17 protein-coding genes are annotated in these 15,739 nt (G+C 41.5%); 9 read left to right on the top strand and 8 right to left on the bottom strand.

Annotated features, from left to right (window positions below; genetic code table 11):
• Positions 1-13 precede the first annotated feature (13 nt).
• Both LX73_RS05530 and LX73_RS05525 read right to left on the bottom strand, forming a co-directional pair.
• Complete coding sequence (locus LX73_RS05530) at positions 14-2,386, bottom strand: TonB-dependent receptor (RefSeq protein ID WP_246138172.1); 2,373 nt, start codon at positions 2,384-2,386, stop codon at positions 14-16.
• A gap of 56 nt (positions 2,387-2,442) precedes the next feature.
• Positions 2,443-2,826, bottom strand: coding sequence for a hypothetical protein (locus tag LX73_RS05525; RefSeq protein ID WP_148898492.1), 384 nt, complete (start codon positions 2,824-2,826; stop codon positions 2,443-2,445).
• A gap of 39 nt (positions 2,827-2,865) precedes the next feature.
• Here LX73_RS05525 and LX73_RS05520 point away from each other — a divergent pair, with 39 nt between their 5' ends.
• A complete protein-coding gene (locus tag LX73_RS05520) occupies positions 2,866-3,750 on the top strand; it encodes a helix-turn-helix transcriptional regulator (protein WP_148898491.1) in 885 nt (294 codons plus the stop codon).
• Between the two features lie 68 nt (positions 3,751-3,818).
• Positions 3,819-4,694 carry an NHL repeat-containing protein gene (locus LX73_RS05515; protein ID WP_148898490.1) on the top strand — a complete coding sequence of 292 codons (876 nt, stop codon included), beginning with the start codon at positions 3,819-3,821 and terminating at the stop codon, positions 4,692-4,694.
• 216 nt (positions 4,695-4,910) lie between these two features.
• Here the strand turns inward: LX73_RS05515 and LX73_RS05510 are convergent, their stop codons facing one another.
• On the bottom strand, positions 4,911-6,029 hold the full coding sequence (locus LX73_RS05510) for a trans-sulfuration enzyme family protein (protein WP_148898489.1): 1,119 nt from the start codon (positions 6,027-6,029) through the stop codon (positions 4,911-4,913).
• A 344-nt stretch (positions 6,030-6,373) separates the two neighbouring features.
• Between LX73_RS05510 and LX73_RS05505 the strand changes: the two genes are divergently transcribed.
• Complete coding sequence (locus LX73_RS05505) at positions 6,374-6,802, top strand: endonuclease domain-containing protein (RefSeq protein WP_211359373.1); 429 nt, start codon at positions 6,374-6,376, stop codon at positions 6,800-6,802.
• A gap of 68 nt (positions 6,803-6,870) precedes the next feature.
• Here the strand turns inward: LX73_RS05505 and LX73_RS05500 are convergent, their stop codons facing one another.
• From LX73_RS05500 to LX73_RS12940, 3 genes are read right to left on the bottom strand one after another with little or no spacing between them, the layout of a single operon-like run.
• On the bottom strand, positions 6,871-8,100 hold the full coding sequence (locus LX73_RS05500) for a M48 family metallopeptidase (protein ID WP_148898488.1): 1,230 nt from the start codon (positions 8,098-8,100) through the stop codon (positions 6,871-6,873).
• Positions 8,101-8,133: 33 nt separating this feature from the next.
• Positions 8,134-8,505 carry a type II toxin-antitoxin system VapC family toxin gene (locus tag LX73_RS05495; RefSeq protein ID WP_148898487.1) on the bottom strand — a complete coding sequence of 124 codons (372 nt, stop codon included), beginning with the start codon at positions 8,503-8,505 and terminating at the stop codon, positions 8,134-8,136.
• Positions 8,496-8,669 carry a hypothetical protein gene (locus LX73_RS12940; RefSeq protein WP_170245595.1) on the bottom strand — a complete coding sequence of 58 codons (174 nt, stop codon included), beginning with the start codon at positions 8,667-8,669 and terminating at the stop codon, positions 8,496-8,498. The genes LX73_RS05495 and LX73_RS12940 overlap by 10 nt, the downstream gene beginning before the upstream one ends.
• Before the next feature lie 166 nt (positions 8,670-8,835).
• Between LX73_RS12940 and LX73_RS05490 the strand changes: the two genes are divergently transcribed.
• Complete coding sequence (locus LX73_RS05490; protein ID WP_148898486.1) at positions 8,836-9,558, top strand: SDR family NAD(P)-dependent oxidoreductase; 723 nt, start codon at positions 8,836-8,838, stop codon at positions 9,556-9,558.
• On the opposite strand, the gene LX73_RS05485 is transcribed toward LX73_RS05490, so the two are convergent.
• Both LX73_RS05485 and LX73_RS05480 read right to left on the bottom strand, forming a co-directional pair.
• Positions 9,555-10,358: a patatin-like phospholipase family protein gene (locus tag LX73_RS05485; RefSeq protein ID WP_148898485.1), complete on the bottom strand. Its 804-nt coding sequence runs from the start codon at positions 10,356-10,358 to the stop codon at positions 9,555-9,557. The genes LX73_RS05490 and LX73_RS05485 overlap by 4 nt on opposite strands.
• Before the next feature lie 238 nt (positions 10,359-10,596).
• Positions 10,597-10,956: a hypothetical protein gene (locus tag LX73_RS05480; protein WP_148898484.1), complete on the bottom strand. Its 360-nt coding sequence runs from the start codon at positions 10,954-10,956 to the stop codon at positions 10,597-10,599.
• A gap of 205 nt (positions 10,957-11,161) precedes the next feature.
• Between LX73_RS05480 and LX73_RS05475 the strand changes: the two genes are divergently transcribed.
• The 5 genes from LX73_RS05475 (at position 11,162) to LX73_RS05455 (ending at position 15,636) form a co-directional block, all read left to right on the top strand.
• A complete protein-coding gene (locus tag LX73_RS05475; protein WP_148898483.1) occupies positions 11,162-12,088 on the top strand; it encodes a ring-cleaving dioxygenase in 927 nt (308 codons plus the stop codon).
• 12 nt (positions 12,089-12,100) lie between these two features.
• Positions 12,101-13,033, top strand: coding sequence for a ring-cleaving dioxygenase (locus LX73_RS05470; protein ID WP_148898482.1), 933 nt, complete (start codon positions 12,101-12,103; stop codon positions 13,031-13,033).
• 142 nt (positions 13,034-13,175) lie between these two features.
• The gene (locus tag LX73_RS05465) at positions 13,176-13,841 is read left to right on the top strand and encodes an alpha/beta hydrolase (protein WP_148898481.1); all 666 of its coding nucleotides are present in this window, start codon (positions 13,176-13,178) and stop codon (positions 13,839-13,841) included.
• A 284-nt stretch (positions 13,842-14,125) separates the two neighbouring features.
• Positions 14,126-14,674, top strand: a complete 549-nt coding sequence (gene pyrR, locus LX73_RS05460; RefSeq protein WP_246138171.1) for a bifunctional pyr operon transcriptional regulator/uracil phosphoribosyltransferase PyrR — start codon at positions 14,126-14,128, stop codon at positions 14,672-14,674.
• Positions 14,674-15,636, top strand: coding sequence for an aspartate carbamoyltransferase catalytic subunit (locus tag LX73_RS05455; RefSeq protein WP_148898480.1), 963 nt, complete (start codon positions 14,674-14,676; stop codon positions 15,634-15,636). The genes pyrR and LX73_RS05455 overlap by 1 nt, the downstream gene beginning before the upstream one ends.
• Positions 15,637-15,739: the final 103 nt, after the last annotated feature.

Here is a 15,739-nt window from a genome sequence, read left to right as displayed (position 1 = left end):
GACAGCTTTAGTATTAAATATCTATGACAATACCCAGAGTTGGCAAGGCAGCGCTGTTATCTGGAGCCATTATCTGGACTAATTGATTGGGGGATACAGGATCTCCGCTTTGATTTCTTTTTAGGCCGTATTCAGGGGGTGTGGGAATTTCGCTTCCTAATATATTGGTGACCTCTAAGTAAACATTCAGGGCCCATTTTCTAAAATTCCATTTTTTATCCACGCGAATGTCGAGTGATATAAAGGGATCAAGCCGGTTAGAGTCTAATGTTGAATAGTCAAATACCAGGATAGGATATTGATTTTCTGTTGCGGAACGGTTAATAGAAGCGTAGGGCGAGCCGCCGGAAATCCGAAGTCGTGTCCCAATTTCCCAATTCTGTTTCAGTTTATAGCCTCCGGTAAATGTTAGCAGATGACGATTATCCCATACAGAGGGGAGATATTGGTTATTATTTAGTCCGGAAAACTTGCTCCAGTAGAGTGTGTAGGCTAATATTGTATAGAAGTTATCTTGCAGCTTCTGCTGATAGGTAAACTCAAAACCATAGGCTCGCCCCCGGCCTATACTTTGGACATTTTCATTACCAAAGACATCAAAATTAGTGCCCAAATTAGCAAGTGATACGCTATCTGTTACCGAAACCGGATAGTCACTGTATTGCTTTAAAAACCCTTCTAATGAAAACTGTGTTGATTGGCGCGGCTGGTATGAAACTCCTGCTACATAGTGATCACTACGGATATATTCTACATTTTTATTTACAAAACTTCCGCCGTTCTGATATCCTAAAAGCGTGGCTGGAGGAAGTTTATAATACCGTCCTGCCGAGGCATTAACGGTCCATTGGTTATTGGGATCCAGGTCAAAAGAGAGTGCGATCCGGGGAGAAATAGTTTCCCAAAGAGTGCTCGACTTTGTAAAGGTATTGGCATCAGCCCGAATGCCCAGTGAAGTTGACAACCGGGTATTCCATTCGGTCGAAATCTGACTGAACAATCCATATCGTAGAAAATTAAAGTCAGTATTGAAATTCACATTGTTTCGTGATCGAAAGGTTCGTGCCGAGTAGCTTACTCTTTTGGTTTCTATGCCGCCGGCCAGCTTCCACTTACCAATAAAGTGATTATACCTGCTTCTTAGTGTTGAAAGCCATTCGCGAGAATTGGTACTTTGCAGTAGTCCCTGCTTGTTTTCATTGTCGCGATATCGACGCAAATCATTATTAAAAATACTGGTGCTAAGGCTGGTTTCCAGAAATCCATCGTAGTTCTCGAATCGGTGTTTCCAGCTAATACCATGAGTGGTACTATTTTGCTTAATGATTGGAATTTTATCGAGCGTGGCTTGTTGCTCAGCCGTTATATTATCGGGTTTATTAATACGAAAATCATCGATAGATCCCACCCCGGTGATATTAATTTCATCAGTGTTACTGATTTTGTGGTTAAGTTTGTACTGGTAATCCCAGTAATCTGGTAAAAAGGGCAGATCAATAAGCTGAAACAGCAGTTGTAGATATGAGCGCCTGACCGATGCGATAAAGGTGGTATTCGAATACGTTTCGTCATCATCTTTAAAGAGTGGGCCTTCAACCGTTAAGGCCGCTTCACTGGCTCCTATGCGTGTGTTGGCTGCTATATTTTGGGCATTGCCATTACGCTGATCAAACTGTAATACGCCCGAAAGTACATTGCCATAGCGAGCAGGGAACGAACTGGTGCTTAGGTTAACGTTTTCAAAAAAAGAGACATTGAGCAGGCCTACCGGTCCGCCGGCACTGCCCTGCGTGGCAAAATGATTGATAACCGGAATTTCGATGCCGTCCAGATAGTATACATTTTCACTTGGCCCTCCGCCCCGAATGATAATGTCGTTTCGAAAGCTGCCTACTGAGCTCGATACTCCGGGCAGAGATTGTACTACTTTGGCGATATCATTATTGCCTCCGGGATAGGAAGTTATCTGAACCTGAGACAACTCTTTGCGTGAGAGGGGATTTTCGGCTGGTTTTTGATAAGGATCGGGGGAGATCGTAATATTATCTAATTCTTGAACTATCGGTTTTAAGCTGAAATTGATGTCTGGATTACTCCCTGATTTAACGACAACATTATATTTTGTTTGAGGTTGATACCCTACAAAACTTACTCTTACTGTATATGTACCGGTCGAAATATTACTAATTTTGTAATAGCCGTTTTTATCGGTAGCGTCGCCTGTGGTAGTACTTGCAATTTGTACTGTGGCACCGGGCAGGGGTTCTCCGGTTTTTTCATCAGTTACAAAGCCGGATATAGAAGCATTTTGCTGGGCATTCGCTTGAGTTATTATTACTGCTATCCAAAGGATAATTGATGCAGCAGATATAAAGCTTTTTCTCATCTTCATTTGATGTTTTTATTCACATTACATTTAATACAATGTGATTTTTTTTAACATTAAACGGTCGTACGCCAAAGTAAAAGAAGGCATGTTATGCCAAACAGGATTCCAAAGATAGTGAACAAATGATCAGAAATTAATTTGGGTAGAAATAAATCTGCTACTGATCCTACTTCGGCACCTTGCTGTTCGGCCAGATCAGTGAGGGGGCACCGCCAGCCGTTGAGCATTAATGCTAGTAATTCTACTATGGCAATGCCAAAGGCAATCCACGTAAGATTGGTGATGTGACCAAAAGTAGCAGTAATAAAAACATAGATAGTACAGATGCCGATCAGGACAAACAGGAAAGAGTGAATGAGTTTTATATAGAATACGGAACGAGACATTTTGTAAAACAGCAATGAGGTCGTTGTATGATTCTGTGCAAATACTACCATCTTTAATAGTTTAATAAAAATTACAAAAAGTGAATCCAGATGGTGACATTTAACGTTCCCCAACTTTTTGATGATTCTCCCCATGACAGCATTCAGGATGATGGGGTAAGGATTATGGCTTATCACCAGAATCAAGAAATAGAAAGGGTTAATACCCGACTCAATCACAACCTGATTGTTTTTGTCTCCAGCGGATACAAAGAAGTGTTGGGGAAAAAGCAACAAATTACTATTGGGCAGGGAGAGGGATTTTTTCTGCGTAAGGGGCGATACCTGTTGTCAGAAAAGTTTGGCAAACAAGAGCAGTACAGAAGCTACTTGTTCTTTTTTTCTGATGAAGTTGCCCATCGGTTTTCAAGGGATCATTCCAAGCTGATCTCTCAACAGGATTCCAATAATATTAATCTTTCTAAATTCAAAGCAACTACAGGCCTTACAACTTTTTTGAACAGCCTGTCGATCTACTTTGAGGATTCTTCATGGGCCGATTCACCGGATATTGCCAACCTGAAACTAAGAGAACTTTTTTTACTCTTGGCTAATTCTGATAACGGTCATTCGTTTAAAGGACTTTTAAGTCAACTAAGTACCAATCCGGCCCAGCAGCTTGGGGATGTAATGAACCTACATTACAAAGAAAATCTAAGCCTGGAACAATTTGCGTTTTTGGCCGGATATAGTCTGTCCACATTCAAACGGCGTTTTAAAGAAGAGTTTGGTACTACACCCGGCAAGTGGATTAAGCAAAAGAGGCTAGAAGAGGGAAAGTTTCTGCTTCACTCAAGTCGAAAAAATGTATCCCAAATCTGTTTTGATGTAGGTTTTGAGAATCTTTCCCATTTTATTCAGTCCTTTAAAGAATATTTTGGTGTCACTCCCAAACAATTTCAGCTTGAACAGTCAAACACAGAATTTGAATCGTAGAAAATATTTTCTCTGAGTATATTTATCTATTTTTTTACAGACATAAATTCCAACTAAAACTTTATGCGATGAAAAGGTTAGTCATTCTGATCGCTACTGGATTATTACTGGCCCTGATCGGCAATTTGAAAGCACAATCCATTTCTCAGACACTGGATGTGTTTTCCTATCCCGAAAGTGTAGTCGCTACAGAAACTCATTTTTATGTGAGTAACATAGGAGCCCAAGGGCAATCCACAGCTAAAGATGGAGATGGATTTATCAGCAAGGTAAAGAAGAACGGCGACATTGAGAAGCTTCACTTTTTGCCGAAAGATGATTCGCTCAATGCACCAAAGGGAGTAACGGTTATTAACAACACCTTATATGTAACCGACATCGACCGAATACTGGGATTTGACTTGGATTCTGGTAACAGGGTGTTTGAGTTAACTATTTCGGAGGCGAAGTTCCTTAATGATATCGTAGCCAAAGCTCCGGAAACGCTATTCGTCAGCGACAGCAATGCAGGCAAAATCATCCGCATAAACGTTGGACAAAATTCCTATCAATTACTAGACCTGCCGGCTATGAAGGGGCCTAATGGGCTGACTTTATCTGAAGATAATATGACGCTGTATTGCGTAGGATTTGGGGACGATAACAAACCGAATGGTCCAATCTACCGAATTAATCTCGATCCGCTTTCCCATGAAGTAATCGGCGATTACAAAGGGCAACTGGACGGTGCGCAATATCGCGATGGCATGCTTTATTTCTCAGATTGGGTTGGTTTTGAAAAGAAGGGGGGCATCAAAAAACTAAACCTAAGTTCAGGTGAAATTACTTCAGTCAAGCTGGGTGCCCCATTGGGCGGACCTGCTGATTTCTTTATCGACTTCGAAAATAACACCATGTTTATGCCTGCACTGCTCGAAAATAAATTTCACATTATAAGCTTGTAATGAATGTTCAGGCTGAAAAAGAATTCAGCCTGAACATTAAGCTATAAAAAGTTTGAACTAACCGAATGGTTTCTCCAGGCAGAGCGATACGGAATGTCACTCGATAAAACCATTACGTATTACAATACCAGCGACCAAAAATAACAAAATCGTTGACGCAGATAGATACATTCACTGGGATAATGACTTTACATTCTTACTGGTAATACTACTAGTTTAACCCAGCGCCTGCTCCAGATCTTCCAAAAGATCATCGGGATGCTCTAGTCCCACGCTAATACGAATTAGGTTTTTGGGTGTTATCGAGCCTTCGCCTTCACTGCTGCGGCGATGTTCCCATGTGCTTTCTACGCCCCCCAGACTAGTTGCTCGGCCAATCAGTTTTGATCTGCCAACAATTTCGATTGCGTCTTGTTGGGGTCCTTTAATCAAAAAGGAAATCATCCCTCCAAATCCGCTCATTTGTTTTTTGGCAATTTTATGCCCGTCGTGGCTGGGTAATCCCGGATAAAAGACATCTTGTACTTTGGGATGATCTTGCAGATAAAAAGCAAGGCGTTCTGCATTGTTATTATGACCTTTCATCCGATAGGGCATGGTGCGTGTGCTTCGAGCCAGCATCCAGCAGTCATCGGGTGAGGGCACGGCGCCTCCTGTTCGTTGAACCATGCGGATCTGCTCAAAAAAATCATCTTGCTCCTTGCTGATAACAGCTCCGCCTAGAATATCACTGTGCCCGCCAAAGTATTTTGTTGTAGAATGGATAACCAAATCTGCCCCTAGCTTTAGCGGCATCTGGTTGACAGGCGTGGGCCACGTGTTATCTACACAAACCACAGCCCCATTTTCATGCGCTAAATCGCAGATCGCTTCAATATCCATGATATTCATCAATGGGTTGGAGGGACTTTCAATCCAGATGAGGCTGGTATTTTCTTTGAGGTGGTTTTTGATGTTTGTAAGATCCGTCATGTCAATAAAATCAGATTCCAGTCCCCACGGGTTCATGATATTATTGACTAACTTGCGATTTCCGGCATATACATCTTCGGGAATAATAATATGATCTCCGGGTTCAAGCGATTGAAATACTCCTGCTGCTGCCGCTACACCACTGGAAAAAGCTGCTGCGGCCTCTCCATCTTCCATCACTTTTAATACATGTTCCCATTGTACTCGATTGGGATTTTCGAGCCGCGTATAATGCCAGTCCCCCTCGCTTCTACCTTCTTTATCCAGCTGGTACACCGTAGAGCGATGCACCGGCGGCACGATATCGGGATTATTGTTGACCACTTCCATGGCGGCATGGATCGCTTGGGTTTCTTTGTGCATTGAGAGTCCTTTTTATTGGGATTACAGAATGACAAGTAACAAAATTAACTGCAATTTTGCACGGATGGGATTTGACCTAGTTATTACATTATCAATCCTCCTGACTTCCTTCGCCCACCGAATTCTCGCAGGCAAGGAAGAAGTCATTGTTTAAGTTGAGGAATCCAAAAGTCCCTATTAGAAAAGAGGGATTTAGGGAAATTGACCACATGTAACTCATAATTTATCTATTTAGCGGAAAGATCAATCCTTCTGCCTACCTTTTCTAAGCAAGAACCCATTTATTACATTAAAAATACTTCAAAGAAAGAAAAGAGATTACAACCAGAAAACATCAAGAGATAATGGATAAAAACAAATCAAACTACAACAAAAAGCATAAAGAACTGGCCCGGAAGCTTCGGAAAGATGGCACTAAGGGAGAGGCTATACTTTGGAGCGAAGTTTTACGAGCAAAAAAGTTTCATGGATACCAGTTTAACCGTCAGTTTTGTATTGATGACTACATCGTCGATTTCATTTCCCGCAAACTAAAGTTGGTTATCGAAGTAGATGGATACTCTCATAAATTCAAACATGAAGAGGATAAACTACGAGATAAAAAATTAGAAGAGCTTGGATATACCACTGTGCGATTTTCAGAGCGGGAAGTACAATGGTTTAGAGAATGTAATCAGGGTACTGGAAAATTATCTGCCTGGCAAATAATTAAATCAATCCTCCTGCCCTCCTTTTCTAAGGAGGAACTCTTTGTTTGGACTACGGAATCGTAAAGTTCCTCTTGGAGAAGAGGATTGAGGGAGATTGAACTGCAATAAATTCAATACTTCTATTCTTCTTTTTAGTTTTTCTTTATGGTTTCAATACGTTCCAGCACTGGCGGATGTGAATAATTAAGGAACACATAAAATGGATGAGGGGTAAGATTCGAAAGATTATCCTTAGATAACTTTTTCAAAGCTTCAATCATTGGTTCTTTCTGGTAGGTTGTCGAAGCAAATTCATCAGCCTCAAATTCGTATTTTCGCGAAAGTACCTGCATAAAGACGGATACAATCATATCAATGGGAGCATAGAGCATTCCAAAGAAAATAAGCCCCGTATAAATAGAAATTTGTTCCATATAAAAAGCATCATATAATCCCTGTGAGTTGAGGAACACTGAGAGTAGAAAAAACATAATACCCGTTTGGGCAATGCTGATAGCCATATTTTTAAAAATATGCTTCTTTTTATAGTGACCAATTTCGTGAGCTAGTACCGCTACCAGTTCGTTTTCAGTGTGATTTTCGATCAGTGTGTCATACAGTGCTATGCGTTTGTTTTTCCCGAACCCTGTAAAGAAGGCATTAGATTTGCTGCTGCGCTTGGATCCGTCCATCACATACACTCCCTCGAGTGCAAAATTAACTTTATCGGCATATTTCCGGATTTTCTGCCGTAAGTCGCCTTCCTCAAGGGGTTCAAAATCATTGAATAATGGCATAATCCATCGTGGGGCAACAAACTGAATGATCAGTGTAAAAGCAGTAACCGCTCCCCATGCATACAGCCATGCATATTGGTCAATAAACGTAAAGAAAGCCAGGATACCTGCTAGCAAGGGACCGCCAAGCAGAATACCTAGCCCAAGACCTTTTACCAGATCTAAAACAAAGGTCTTTAGGGTTGTTTCGTTAAACCCGAACTTTTCTTCAATTACAAAAGTGGAATACAAGCTAAAGGGTAGTGAAAGTATACTTTTGGCAAGCAGCAGGGTTCCAATATATGCCAGGCCCGTCCAGATGGTGCCAAGCTCCCAGCTGCGGATGAGCCCGTCCAGCCAGTTAAAACCACCCGCAAACCAGAAAACTAGCAGTATCACCAGATTAAAAGCCGAGGTCAGTATACCAAACTTGGTTCGAACCTTGGTGTAGCGCTGGGATTTATCATAGGTTTCTTCGTCATAGACATCACTGAATTCATTGGGTAATCCCTTGTCCAGTGATTTAAGATTGTAAAAGTCGGCTGCCAGATTAAGCAGAAAGTCAATGCCCAGCGTAGCTAAAATGATGATGGCAAAAATATTCATATCAATTATTAAATGTTGAAGATCTTTAAAGTATTATAGTTCATATGAAAACAATTGTAGATCGTGAACTTGTGCAAAATCTTTATCTGCCGATAGAAAAGGGAGTTGTTTAGAAATTGCCGTTGCGGCAATAATGGTATCAGGCAGTTTGATATTTGATTGTTGCCAAATGGTAATTGTCTTTTGTTTAATAGGGGGATTGATATCAACAACTACGCATTCCTGAATGAAATTATTGATTGATTCTTGTTCTTTGTTATCGAGTTCGGGGTAGGAAAGTAACTCCAGTTCAGAAATAAAAGATAAATAGATGATTGCATTATCAAGTAGGTTAGTCAGCTTTTTATCCCCTGTTAAAAAGTAAAGAGCAATATTCGTATCAATGAGTATGTTCACTAATTCCACTCATCTCTGATTCGTTTTTGATAGGCAACGGGATCTTCTTTAAGCGTGATGGTACCAGAGTATTTTCGTGCGCTGATTCCGTCAATAATATTTTGAGCAAAATCTAATGTTTCCTTCAGCTGCTCAATATCTTCACTTTTTTTGAGACTTATTACGTTAGCCATTTTCTTTATCTTAATTGATTACCTACTAATTAAAATAAAATTATCTAAACTGATATTCACATTAATATTAACTTATGCAAGAGAATTAACAGTTTTTTGACCTTTTTTCTGGTAGAATTTGTTGGTAAATATTGATGAAAAGCATCTTAACTAAAATAATTGACTAATGGGTTTTAACTTTGATGATCGACACATTGTGATTACAGGTGGAGCTGGTGTTTTAGGTTCTGCCGTGGTTCAGTTATTGGCAGGCTCGGGTGCTCCCTGCAGCGTGCCTTGTTTTAACGAGGCTGAGCAAGAAACGTTTGAGTTGAGCAGTCACGAGAATGTTTTTACACAAGCTGGTATTGATCTAACGGATGAAGAACGAGCTCAATCTTTTTATAAGGATGCTATTGAATACCAGGGACCGCTTTGGGGATCCATCCACATTGCCGGCGGATTCGGGGTGGGAAATATTGAAGATACTCCGCTTACGGATTTCAACAAGCAGATTCAGTTAAACACGGTGACTTGTTATAATTCATGTCGCACTGCGGTTCAAGCTATGCGGTCATCTGGCTATTCAGGCGGACGAATTGTCAATATTGCTGCACGTCCTGCCTTAGAACCGCGACAAGGTAAAGGGATGACGGCCTACACTGTTGCCAAAGCCGGAGTTGCAGCGTTGACCGAATCTTTGGCTGCCGAAGTAGTTGAGGATGATATCCTTGTGAATGCTATTGCGCCCTCTGTTATTGACACTCCCCAAAATCGTGATGCCATGCCAGATGCTAATTTTGAAGACTGGCCGAATCCCCAGCAGCTGGCTAAACAAATTGCACATCTTGTCTCTCCAGAAAATGAGGTAACACGCGGTAGTGTCGTTACAGTGTATGGAAAGAGTTAATCGACTTTCCCTGTCTTTCTTTTTAACGAATCTTCAGCCGCCTGAAATCCTCTTTCTATCATCTCGGCCGTATTTTCTGTTTCCGAACGGCTAAACTGTGCTAGTTTAGGTTGGATTAGCAGATCAATGTTATTCCGATTCACATTTGCCAAATGCTTAAGTGCAATTTCAAGAGTATTATTCAGGATGTCCAAAATATTCTCTGGACGTTCATAATTTCTGTATGCATTAAGGTCTACACCGATTTTAAAATCTGCTCCCATATCCAGAATAGCTGAAAGAGGAACACTTTCTCTTAATCCACCATCTACCAATAATCGACCATCAATTTCCACAGGTTCAAAAAGTACCGGAATACAGGTGCTGGCCTTTACCGCATCCGATACGTCTCCTTTCTTAAGAATAACTTTTTCTCCATTTGAAATATCCGTTGCCACTGCTGCAAAAGGAATATTAGCCTCATTAAACTTCACATCTCCTAAATGTTTGTCGAGTTGTTCACCCATGGCATTATTAGTCAACAGGCCCATTTTAGAAAGGGCAAGTCCGGAAACATCCGGCCAATCAATATCCAGGGCAATATCTTCAATTTTATCTACCGGCATGCCAAATGCATAAAATGCTCCTACCATAGCCCCAATGCTGGTACCTGCTATGTAGTCAATCTCGACTTCAGATTTTTCCAATGCCCGTAATACTCCTACGTGGGCAGCCCCCAACGCTGCACCGCCACCCAGCGCCAGTCCTATTTTTTTCTCCGATTTTTTACCATTCCAGAGCTTTTCAATTGTTTCTTTCATTAGTGTCCTGCTATTTCAAAAAATCATTAGTTAACTTTCTTACCTTTGAGTGTACAAATCGTTAGACAAAATTGGAATTACTTAATCGACATATTAGTTTAATATTGAACTATATAGAAATACAAATTTCTGATGTCTAATATAGGAATCCACCACATAACGATTAGTTCACATCCCAACTTCTTTAAGGAAGTTTTATAAATGTGATAGGCAGGGTTATTGCGATTGGTTCTAGGCTTTAACTTTCATCTTCTTTTTCTAATTCTAAAATACTAACTAAGTTGCTTATAAAATAAGTTAGGCCAAAGAGTCCTAACGTCATAAACATTAATATATATAGCTGCTCTACCTTAGCCACGAAAACTATGATAGCATAATAAAAATATAGTATGTTGATTGATCTTTTAATTGCTTCCAGTTTATCGAATTCATCATCACGAAAAAACCAGTGCAAAAAGATGAATATCAAAAAAGCCCCTGAAAAAATATTCAAGTACAACTCAAAATTTGGGGCATCGGCAATGAAAGCGAGTAATATAATTGGTGGTGCGGCTACCGCACCACCAAGAGCTGTTTTGGATATTATATTTTTATCCATTGGATATGAAGTCTTAAAATTAATTTTTATAACTATTCAAAATTAAAGTACATCTAATCGAAACCCTTCCATTTCAAAAATCATCATTTAACTTTCTTACCTTTGAGTGTACAAATCGTTAGATAAAATTGGAATTAATGAATTGCCATATTAGTTTGATATTGAACTAATATGGTTTTAGCTGTATTAGTAAAAATCTTAAGACATGGCAGAAAAAGGAATACATCATATTACCGCAATAGCCGGTGATCCTCAACGGAATTATGAATTTTATACCCAAGTAATGGGACTTCGCTTGGTAAAGAAAACAGTCAATTTTGATGACCCGTCGTCCTACCACCTATATTATGGCAATGAGTCGGGAGATCCCGGAAGCATTATCACATTTTTTACCTGGCCGCATATGCAAAAAGGAAAGCCCGACCGCGGGCAGGTAGTGTCTGTTGCATTCGCTGTTCCCACTACATCCAAACAATTTTGGATTGAACATCTTGAGGATCAGGATGTCAGTTTTGAAGATCCTTTCGAACGTTTTGGCAAAGAAGTAATAGGTTTTCAAGATCCTGATGGACTCTACGTTGAACTAGTGTTTTCGCCCGGCGTTGATGGTACAGAAGGGTGGGGTGAAGGTGTAGTCCCACAGAAGCACGCCATTAGGGGTATCCATGGGGTTAGCCTGGCAGAGAAAAATTATGAGGGCACAGGGAGATTGCTGGAATACGAGTTGGGATTTGAGTTAACCGACCAGTTAGATAATAGGTATTATTATACTTCTGGTTCTGAAATAGGTTCTGTGATTGAAGTCATTGACCAGTTTCAACCCAATGGCCGGGCTGGGAGAGGTACAGTGCATCACATTGCTTTTCGATCTGAAGATGAACAAGAGCAACAAGCTATATGTGAACAATTGTACCACAAAGGTTATCATCTGACGGAAGTGAAAGATCGAACTTATTTTAAGTCAGTATATTTTCATGAGCCGGGGGGTATACTTTTTGAAGTGGCTACTGACCCTCCTGGTTTTACAGTTGATGAAAACTTGGAAGACCTTGGAAGTTCGTTAACGCTTCCCGATAATCTTGAACCCTACCGCCACAAGTTAGAGGCGGATTTACCTGAACTAAACAATTAGTTAGTATAGTATATGAGTAAATATCGCGGACTGCATCATATTTCAGTCATTGCCGGCGACCCCCAAGAGAATTACGATTTCTATGTCAAAAAGCTGGGGATGCGTATGGTAAAGAAAACAGTCAATCAAGATGACCCAACGAAGTACCATCTTTTTTATGCTAATTCTGAAGGAAGTCCGGGATCTAGTCTCACTTTTTTCCCTTGGCCGCGGGCACGGCAAGGTGATTCCGGATCTGGTGAAGCTACAGCTGTCTCTCTGGCCGTACCGGAAAGCTCGCTGGATTATTGGCAAGAGCGATTGGATGAACAGAATATTCCATACAGCGGTCCTCTTATTCGATTTGGCAAGAAGTATCTTTCATTTAAAGATCCGGACGGGCTTCAGTTGCACTTGGTATTTGACGGCCAGAAAATTGATCTGAAAAGTTGGAATAAGTCTCCCGTACCGGATAAATATCAAATACAGGGATTTTGGAGTACGACTCTTCGGCTGCATGAGATGGATCATACTGAACAAGTATTGACTTCTATCTTAGGATTTAAAAAGGTTGCTTCGGAAGAGAATGCCACCCTCTACAAAACTGAGAGTGAGCTTGGCCACTCTGTCATTATTGAGGAAGTGCCATTTAGCCAAGGACAAAGTGGGGCTGGCATTGTACATCATGTAGCCTTTCAGACAGAAGATGCTGAAGATCTGAAGGAATTGCGTCATGAGGTATTGCGATTTGGGTTGCAGCCGACAGAAATTATTGACCGGCACTTTTTTAAGTCTGTCTATTATCGCACGCCGGGCGGGGTGCTATTTGAGATGGCTACACACGGTCCTGGTTATTTTGTTAATTCCGATCCGTCTGAGGATCAGGCTCAAAAACTGGAGCTAACGCCCTGGCATGAGACTCGTCGAACAGAAATTGAAGCGGCACTGCCCACGATAGAAGTTTAGAAAATTATTAGTGTTTCAATCTCCCGCTCCTCCTTTTTCAGGGGAATTTGATGCTTTAACTCATACTGGGATAATCTCTTAAAAAGGGGGGGGATTGACTTTAAAAGCCATAATTTCAATACCTTGCTCCAAAATAAATTAAATGTCTTTATTTCGAGTTGATCCAGACAATCCATTCAGCGGTCCCCATCAAAACCAGCCGGTAGTAACCGGTGGGGTATCCATGGATGATGCTAATATTGGCATGATTCTCATTCATGGCCGCGGGGCTTCGGCCCAAAGCATGATGTTGTTTGCCGAAGAATTTACCCGTGATGATATCCATTATCGGGCTATCCAGGCCAGTAGGCACACATGGTATCCCCGGTCATTTTTAGCTCCCAAAGAGATGAATCAGCCGGGTATATCCAGTGGTTTGCAGTTTATCCATGAAGAAATTACCCAAATTAACAATGCCGGTATACCAACGAACAAGATTATGTTACTAGGATTTTCGCAAGGTGCCTGCCTTACTACTGAGTTTGCGGCGCGCCATCCACAATACTATGGCGGAATTGTTGGATTCAGCGGTGGATTGATTGGTGAAGAAGTAAAATCTCAAAACTACAGCGGGTCACTGAAACAAACACCAGTGTTTTTGGGATGCAGCGATCGGGATCCCCATATTCCGCAAGAACGGGTGGACCGGACAGAGCAGATATTCAGCCAGCTTGAGGCTGATGTTACTAAAAAAATTTATAAGGAAATGGGCCATACCGTCAATGAGAATGAGATAAAGTTTGTAAATGGAATGCTTAATAATATGTAACCAACTGGGCAAATACTGAGATAGATTTTTAATTAGGGGGGGGGATAGTCTATGTATTTAGAAGTCGAAAATTTTTTTAAATCCAGTAGAACTATTTGCCTGTTTTGACAATGGACCACCATCCCTTCTGCTCCCCGTTGAAGAAGAACGTGTGGTATTTTTCCGTGTAACGGAGGGTGACAGCAAAGGTTTGGCAAAGCTCTATTCCATTTCAAAGCCTTCTTGAGTTATCATCCGGCATTTCCTAACTTCATTCAGCAAAAACACACACCAAAAGTTTTCGTTTGAATACTGTTAAAATCATGTCGGCCGATGATCTGGATCGCACCTACCTGCGATTTGCTCATCAGATCGTGGAGCCGCACGATAAGCCCGAACAATTAGCGCTCATTGGGATGCAGACCCGTGGTGTCTATATGGGTAAGCGCATCGTAAAATTGATTGAGCAACAGTTTGATTTTGCGCCCGATTTTGGAGTGCTGGATGTAACCTTTTACCGTGACGATTTTCGTACAAATCTAAAGATGCCCCAAGTAAAGGTTACCGAAATTCCTTTTGATCTGTACGGTCGTGACGTCATTTTAATTGATGATGTGCTTTATACCGGACGCACTGTTCGTTCGGCTATGGATGCACTGATGGACTACGGCCGTCCTCGTAGCATTAAGTTTTGTTGTATGGTTGATCGGGGGCATCGTGAACTCCCCATAGCTGCTGATTATGTGGGGTCTGACCTACCTACCCACGTTCAAGAAGAGGTACGCGTAAAGGTAAATGAGCTGGATGGTGAAGATGCAGTATATGTGATACAAAATCCGGAGGAGGAAAGCTGATGGCCGAAGAAATTGAATTGCAACATAACGATCATGACTTTGAGCAGCAGCATCTGTTGGGGCTTGCTGATTATTCGAAAGAGGATATACAGTATGTGCTCGATCAGGCACAATATTTTCGGGAAATCTTAGATCGTCCCGTGCCTAAGGTACCTACCCTGCGGGACAAGACTATTGTCAATCTTTTTTATGAGGATAGTACGCGCACCCGTCTTTCGTTTGAGTTGGCCCAAAAGCGTATGGGTGCTGATGTAGTAAATTTTTCGAAAGGTTCTTCAAGCGTTAAGAAGGGGGAATCTCTCAAAGATACCATCCGTAATATTAGCTCTATGAAGATTGATATGGTGGTTGTTCGGCACAGCAGTCCCGGCGTACCCCATTTTCTAACGCGTTGTGTAGATGCGGCAACTATAAATGCCGGCGACGGACAGCACGAGCACCCTACACAGGCCCTTCTCGATATGTTTACTATGCAGCAGGTCCATCCCGATTTGGCAGGTAAAAATATTGCTGTAATTGGTGATATTGCTCACAGCCGTGTAGTGCGTTCCAATATTATTGGCTTGTTAAAGTTGGGAGCTAATGTTACTGTCTGTGGCCCAAAGACTATGATGCCGGCCTATGTGAATGAGCTTGGAGCTGATGTTTCGTATAACTTGGATCAAACACTGGAGTGGTGCGATATTGCGATGGCGCTGCGCATTCAGCTAGAACGGCAGGAAGAAGGTACCGAGCTGTTCCCCAGTATCCGTGAATATCACCAGATGTTTGGTATTAGGATGGAGCATCTCAAAAGATATCCCGATTTTGTGATCATGCATCCCGGCCCGGTAAATCGCGGGGTGGAAATGGAGAGCCAAGTGGCCGACAGTGATCGGTCGATAATATTGAGCCAGGTTACCAATGGAGTAGCCGTGCGAATGGCCATTTTATACCTGCTCAGCGGCGGTACACGGATATAAAATTAATACCCTAGAATTGTCGGTGGAACTTATTTCACTATTTTGTTTCTTATCCACTTCATGGGTAAGACATAATATGGCTGCTAACCATATATCCATCCAT

The sequence above is a fragment of the Fodinibius salinus genome, assembly GCF_008124865.1.
GTDB lineage: Bacteria > Bacteroidota > Rhodothermia > Balneolales > Balneolaceae > Fodinibius > Fodinibius salinus.
Note: the sequence above shows the minus strand (reverse complement) of the source record. Positions and strands in the feature narration are given on the sequence as shown.

What these genes read in the sequence shown, in the direction of transcription:
- LX73_RS05530 (WP_246138172.1), bottom strand. Translation starts at nt 2,386, where the DNA reads ATGAGAAAAAGCTTTATATCTGCTGCATCAATTATCCTTTGGATAGCA.
- LX73_RS05525 (WP_148898492.1), bottom strand. Translation starts at nt 2,826, where the DNA reads ATGGTAGTATTTGCACAGAATCATACAACGACCTCATTGCTGTTTTAC.
- LX73_RS05520 (WP_148898491.1), top strand. Translation starts at nt 2,866, where the DNA reads ATGGTGACATTTAACGTTCCCCAACTTTTTGATGATTCTCCCCATGAC.
- LX73_RS05515 (WP_148898490.1), top strand. Translation starts at nt 3,819, where the DNA reads ATGAAAAGGTTAGTCATTCTGATCGCTACTGGATTATTACTGGCCCTG.
- LX73_RS05510 (WP_148898489.1), bottom strand. Translation starts at nt 6,029, where the DNA reads ATGCACAAAGAAACCCAAGCGATCCATGCCGCCATGGAAGTGGTCAAC.
- LX73_RS05505 (WP_211359373.1), top strand. Translation starts at nt 6,374, where the DNA reads ATGGATAAAAACAAATCAAACTACAACAAAAAGCATAAAGAACTGGCC.
- LX73_RS05500 (WP_148898488.1), bottom strand. Translation starts at nt 8,100, where the DNA reads ATGAATATTTTTGCCATCATCATTTTAGCTACGCTGGGCATTGACTTT.
- LX73_RS12940 (WP_170245595.1), bottom strand. Translation starts at nt 8,669, where the DNA reads ATGGCTAACGTAATAAGTCTCAAAAAAAGTGAAGATATTGAGCAGCTG.
- LX73_RS05490 (WP_148898486.1), top strand. Translation starts at nt 8,836, where the DNA reads ATGGGTTTTAACTTTGATGATCGACACATTGTGATTACAGGTGGAGCT.
- LX73_RS05485 (WP_148898485.1), bottom strand. Translation starts at nt 10,358, where the DNA reads ATGAAAGAAACAATTGAAAAGCTCTGGAATGGTAAAAAATCGGAGAAA.
- LX73_RS05480 (WP_148898484.1), bottom strand. Translation starts at nt 10,956, where the DNA reads ATGGATAAAAATATAATATCCAAAACAGCTCTTGGTGGTGCGGTAGCC.
- LX73_RS05475 (WP_148898483.1), top strand. Translation starts at nt 11,162, where the DNA reads ATGGCAGAAAAAGGAATACATCATATTACCGCAATAGCCGGTGATCCT.
- LX73_RS05470 (WP_148898482.1), top strand. Translation starts at nt 12,101, where the DNA reads ATGAGTAAATATCGCGGACTGCATCATATTTCAGTCATTGCCGGCGAC.
- LX73_RS05465 (WP_148898481.1), top strand. Translation starts at nt 13,176, where the DNA reads ATGTCTTTATTTCGAGTTGATCCAGACAATCCATTCAGCGGTCCCCAT.
- LX73_RS05455 (WP_148898480.1), top strand. Translation starts at nt 14,674, where the DNA reads ATGGCCGAAGAAATTGAATTGCAACATAACGATCATGACTTTGAGCAG.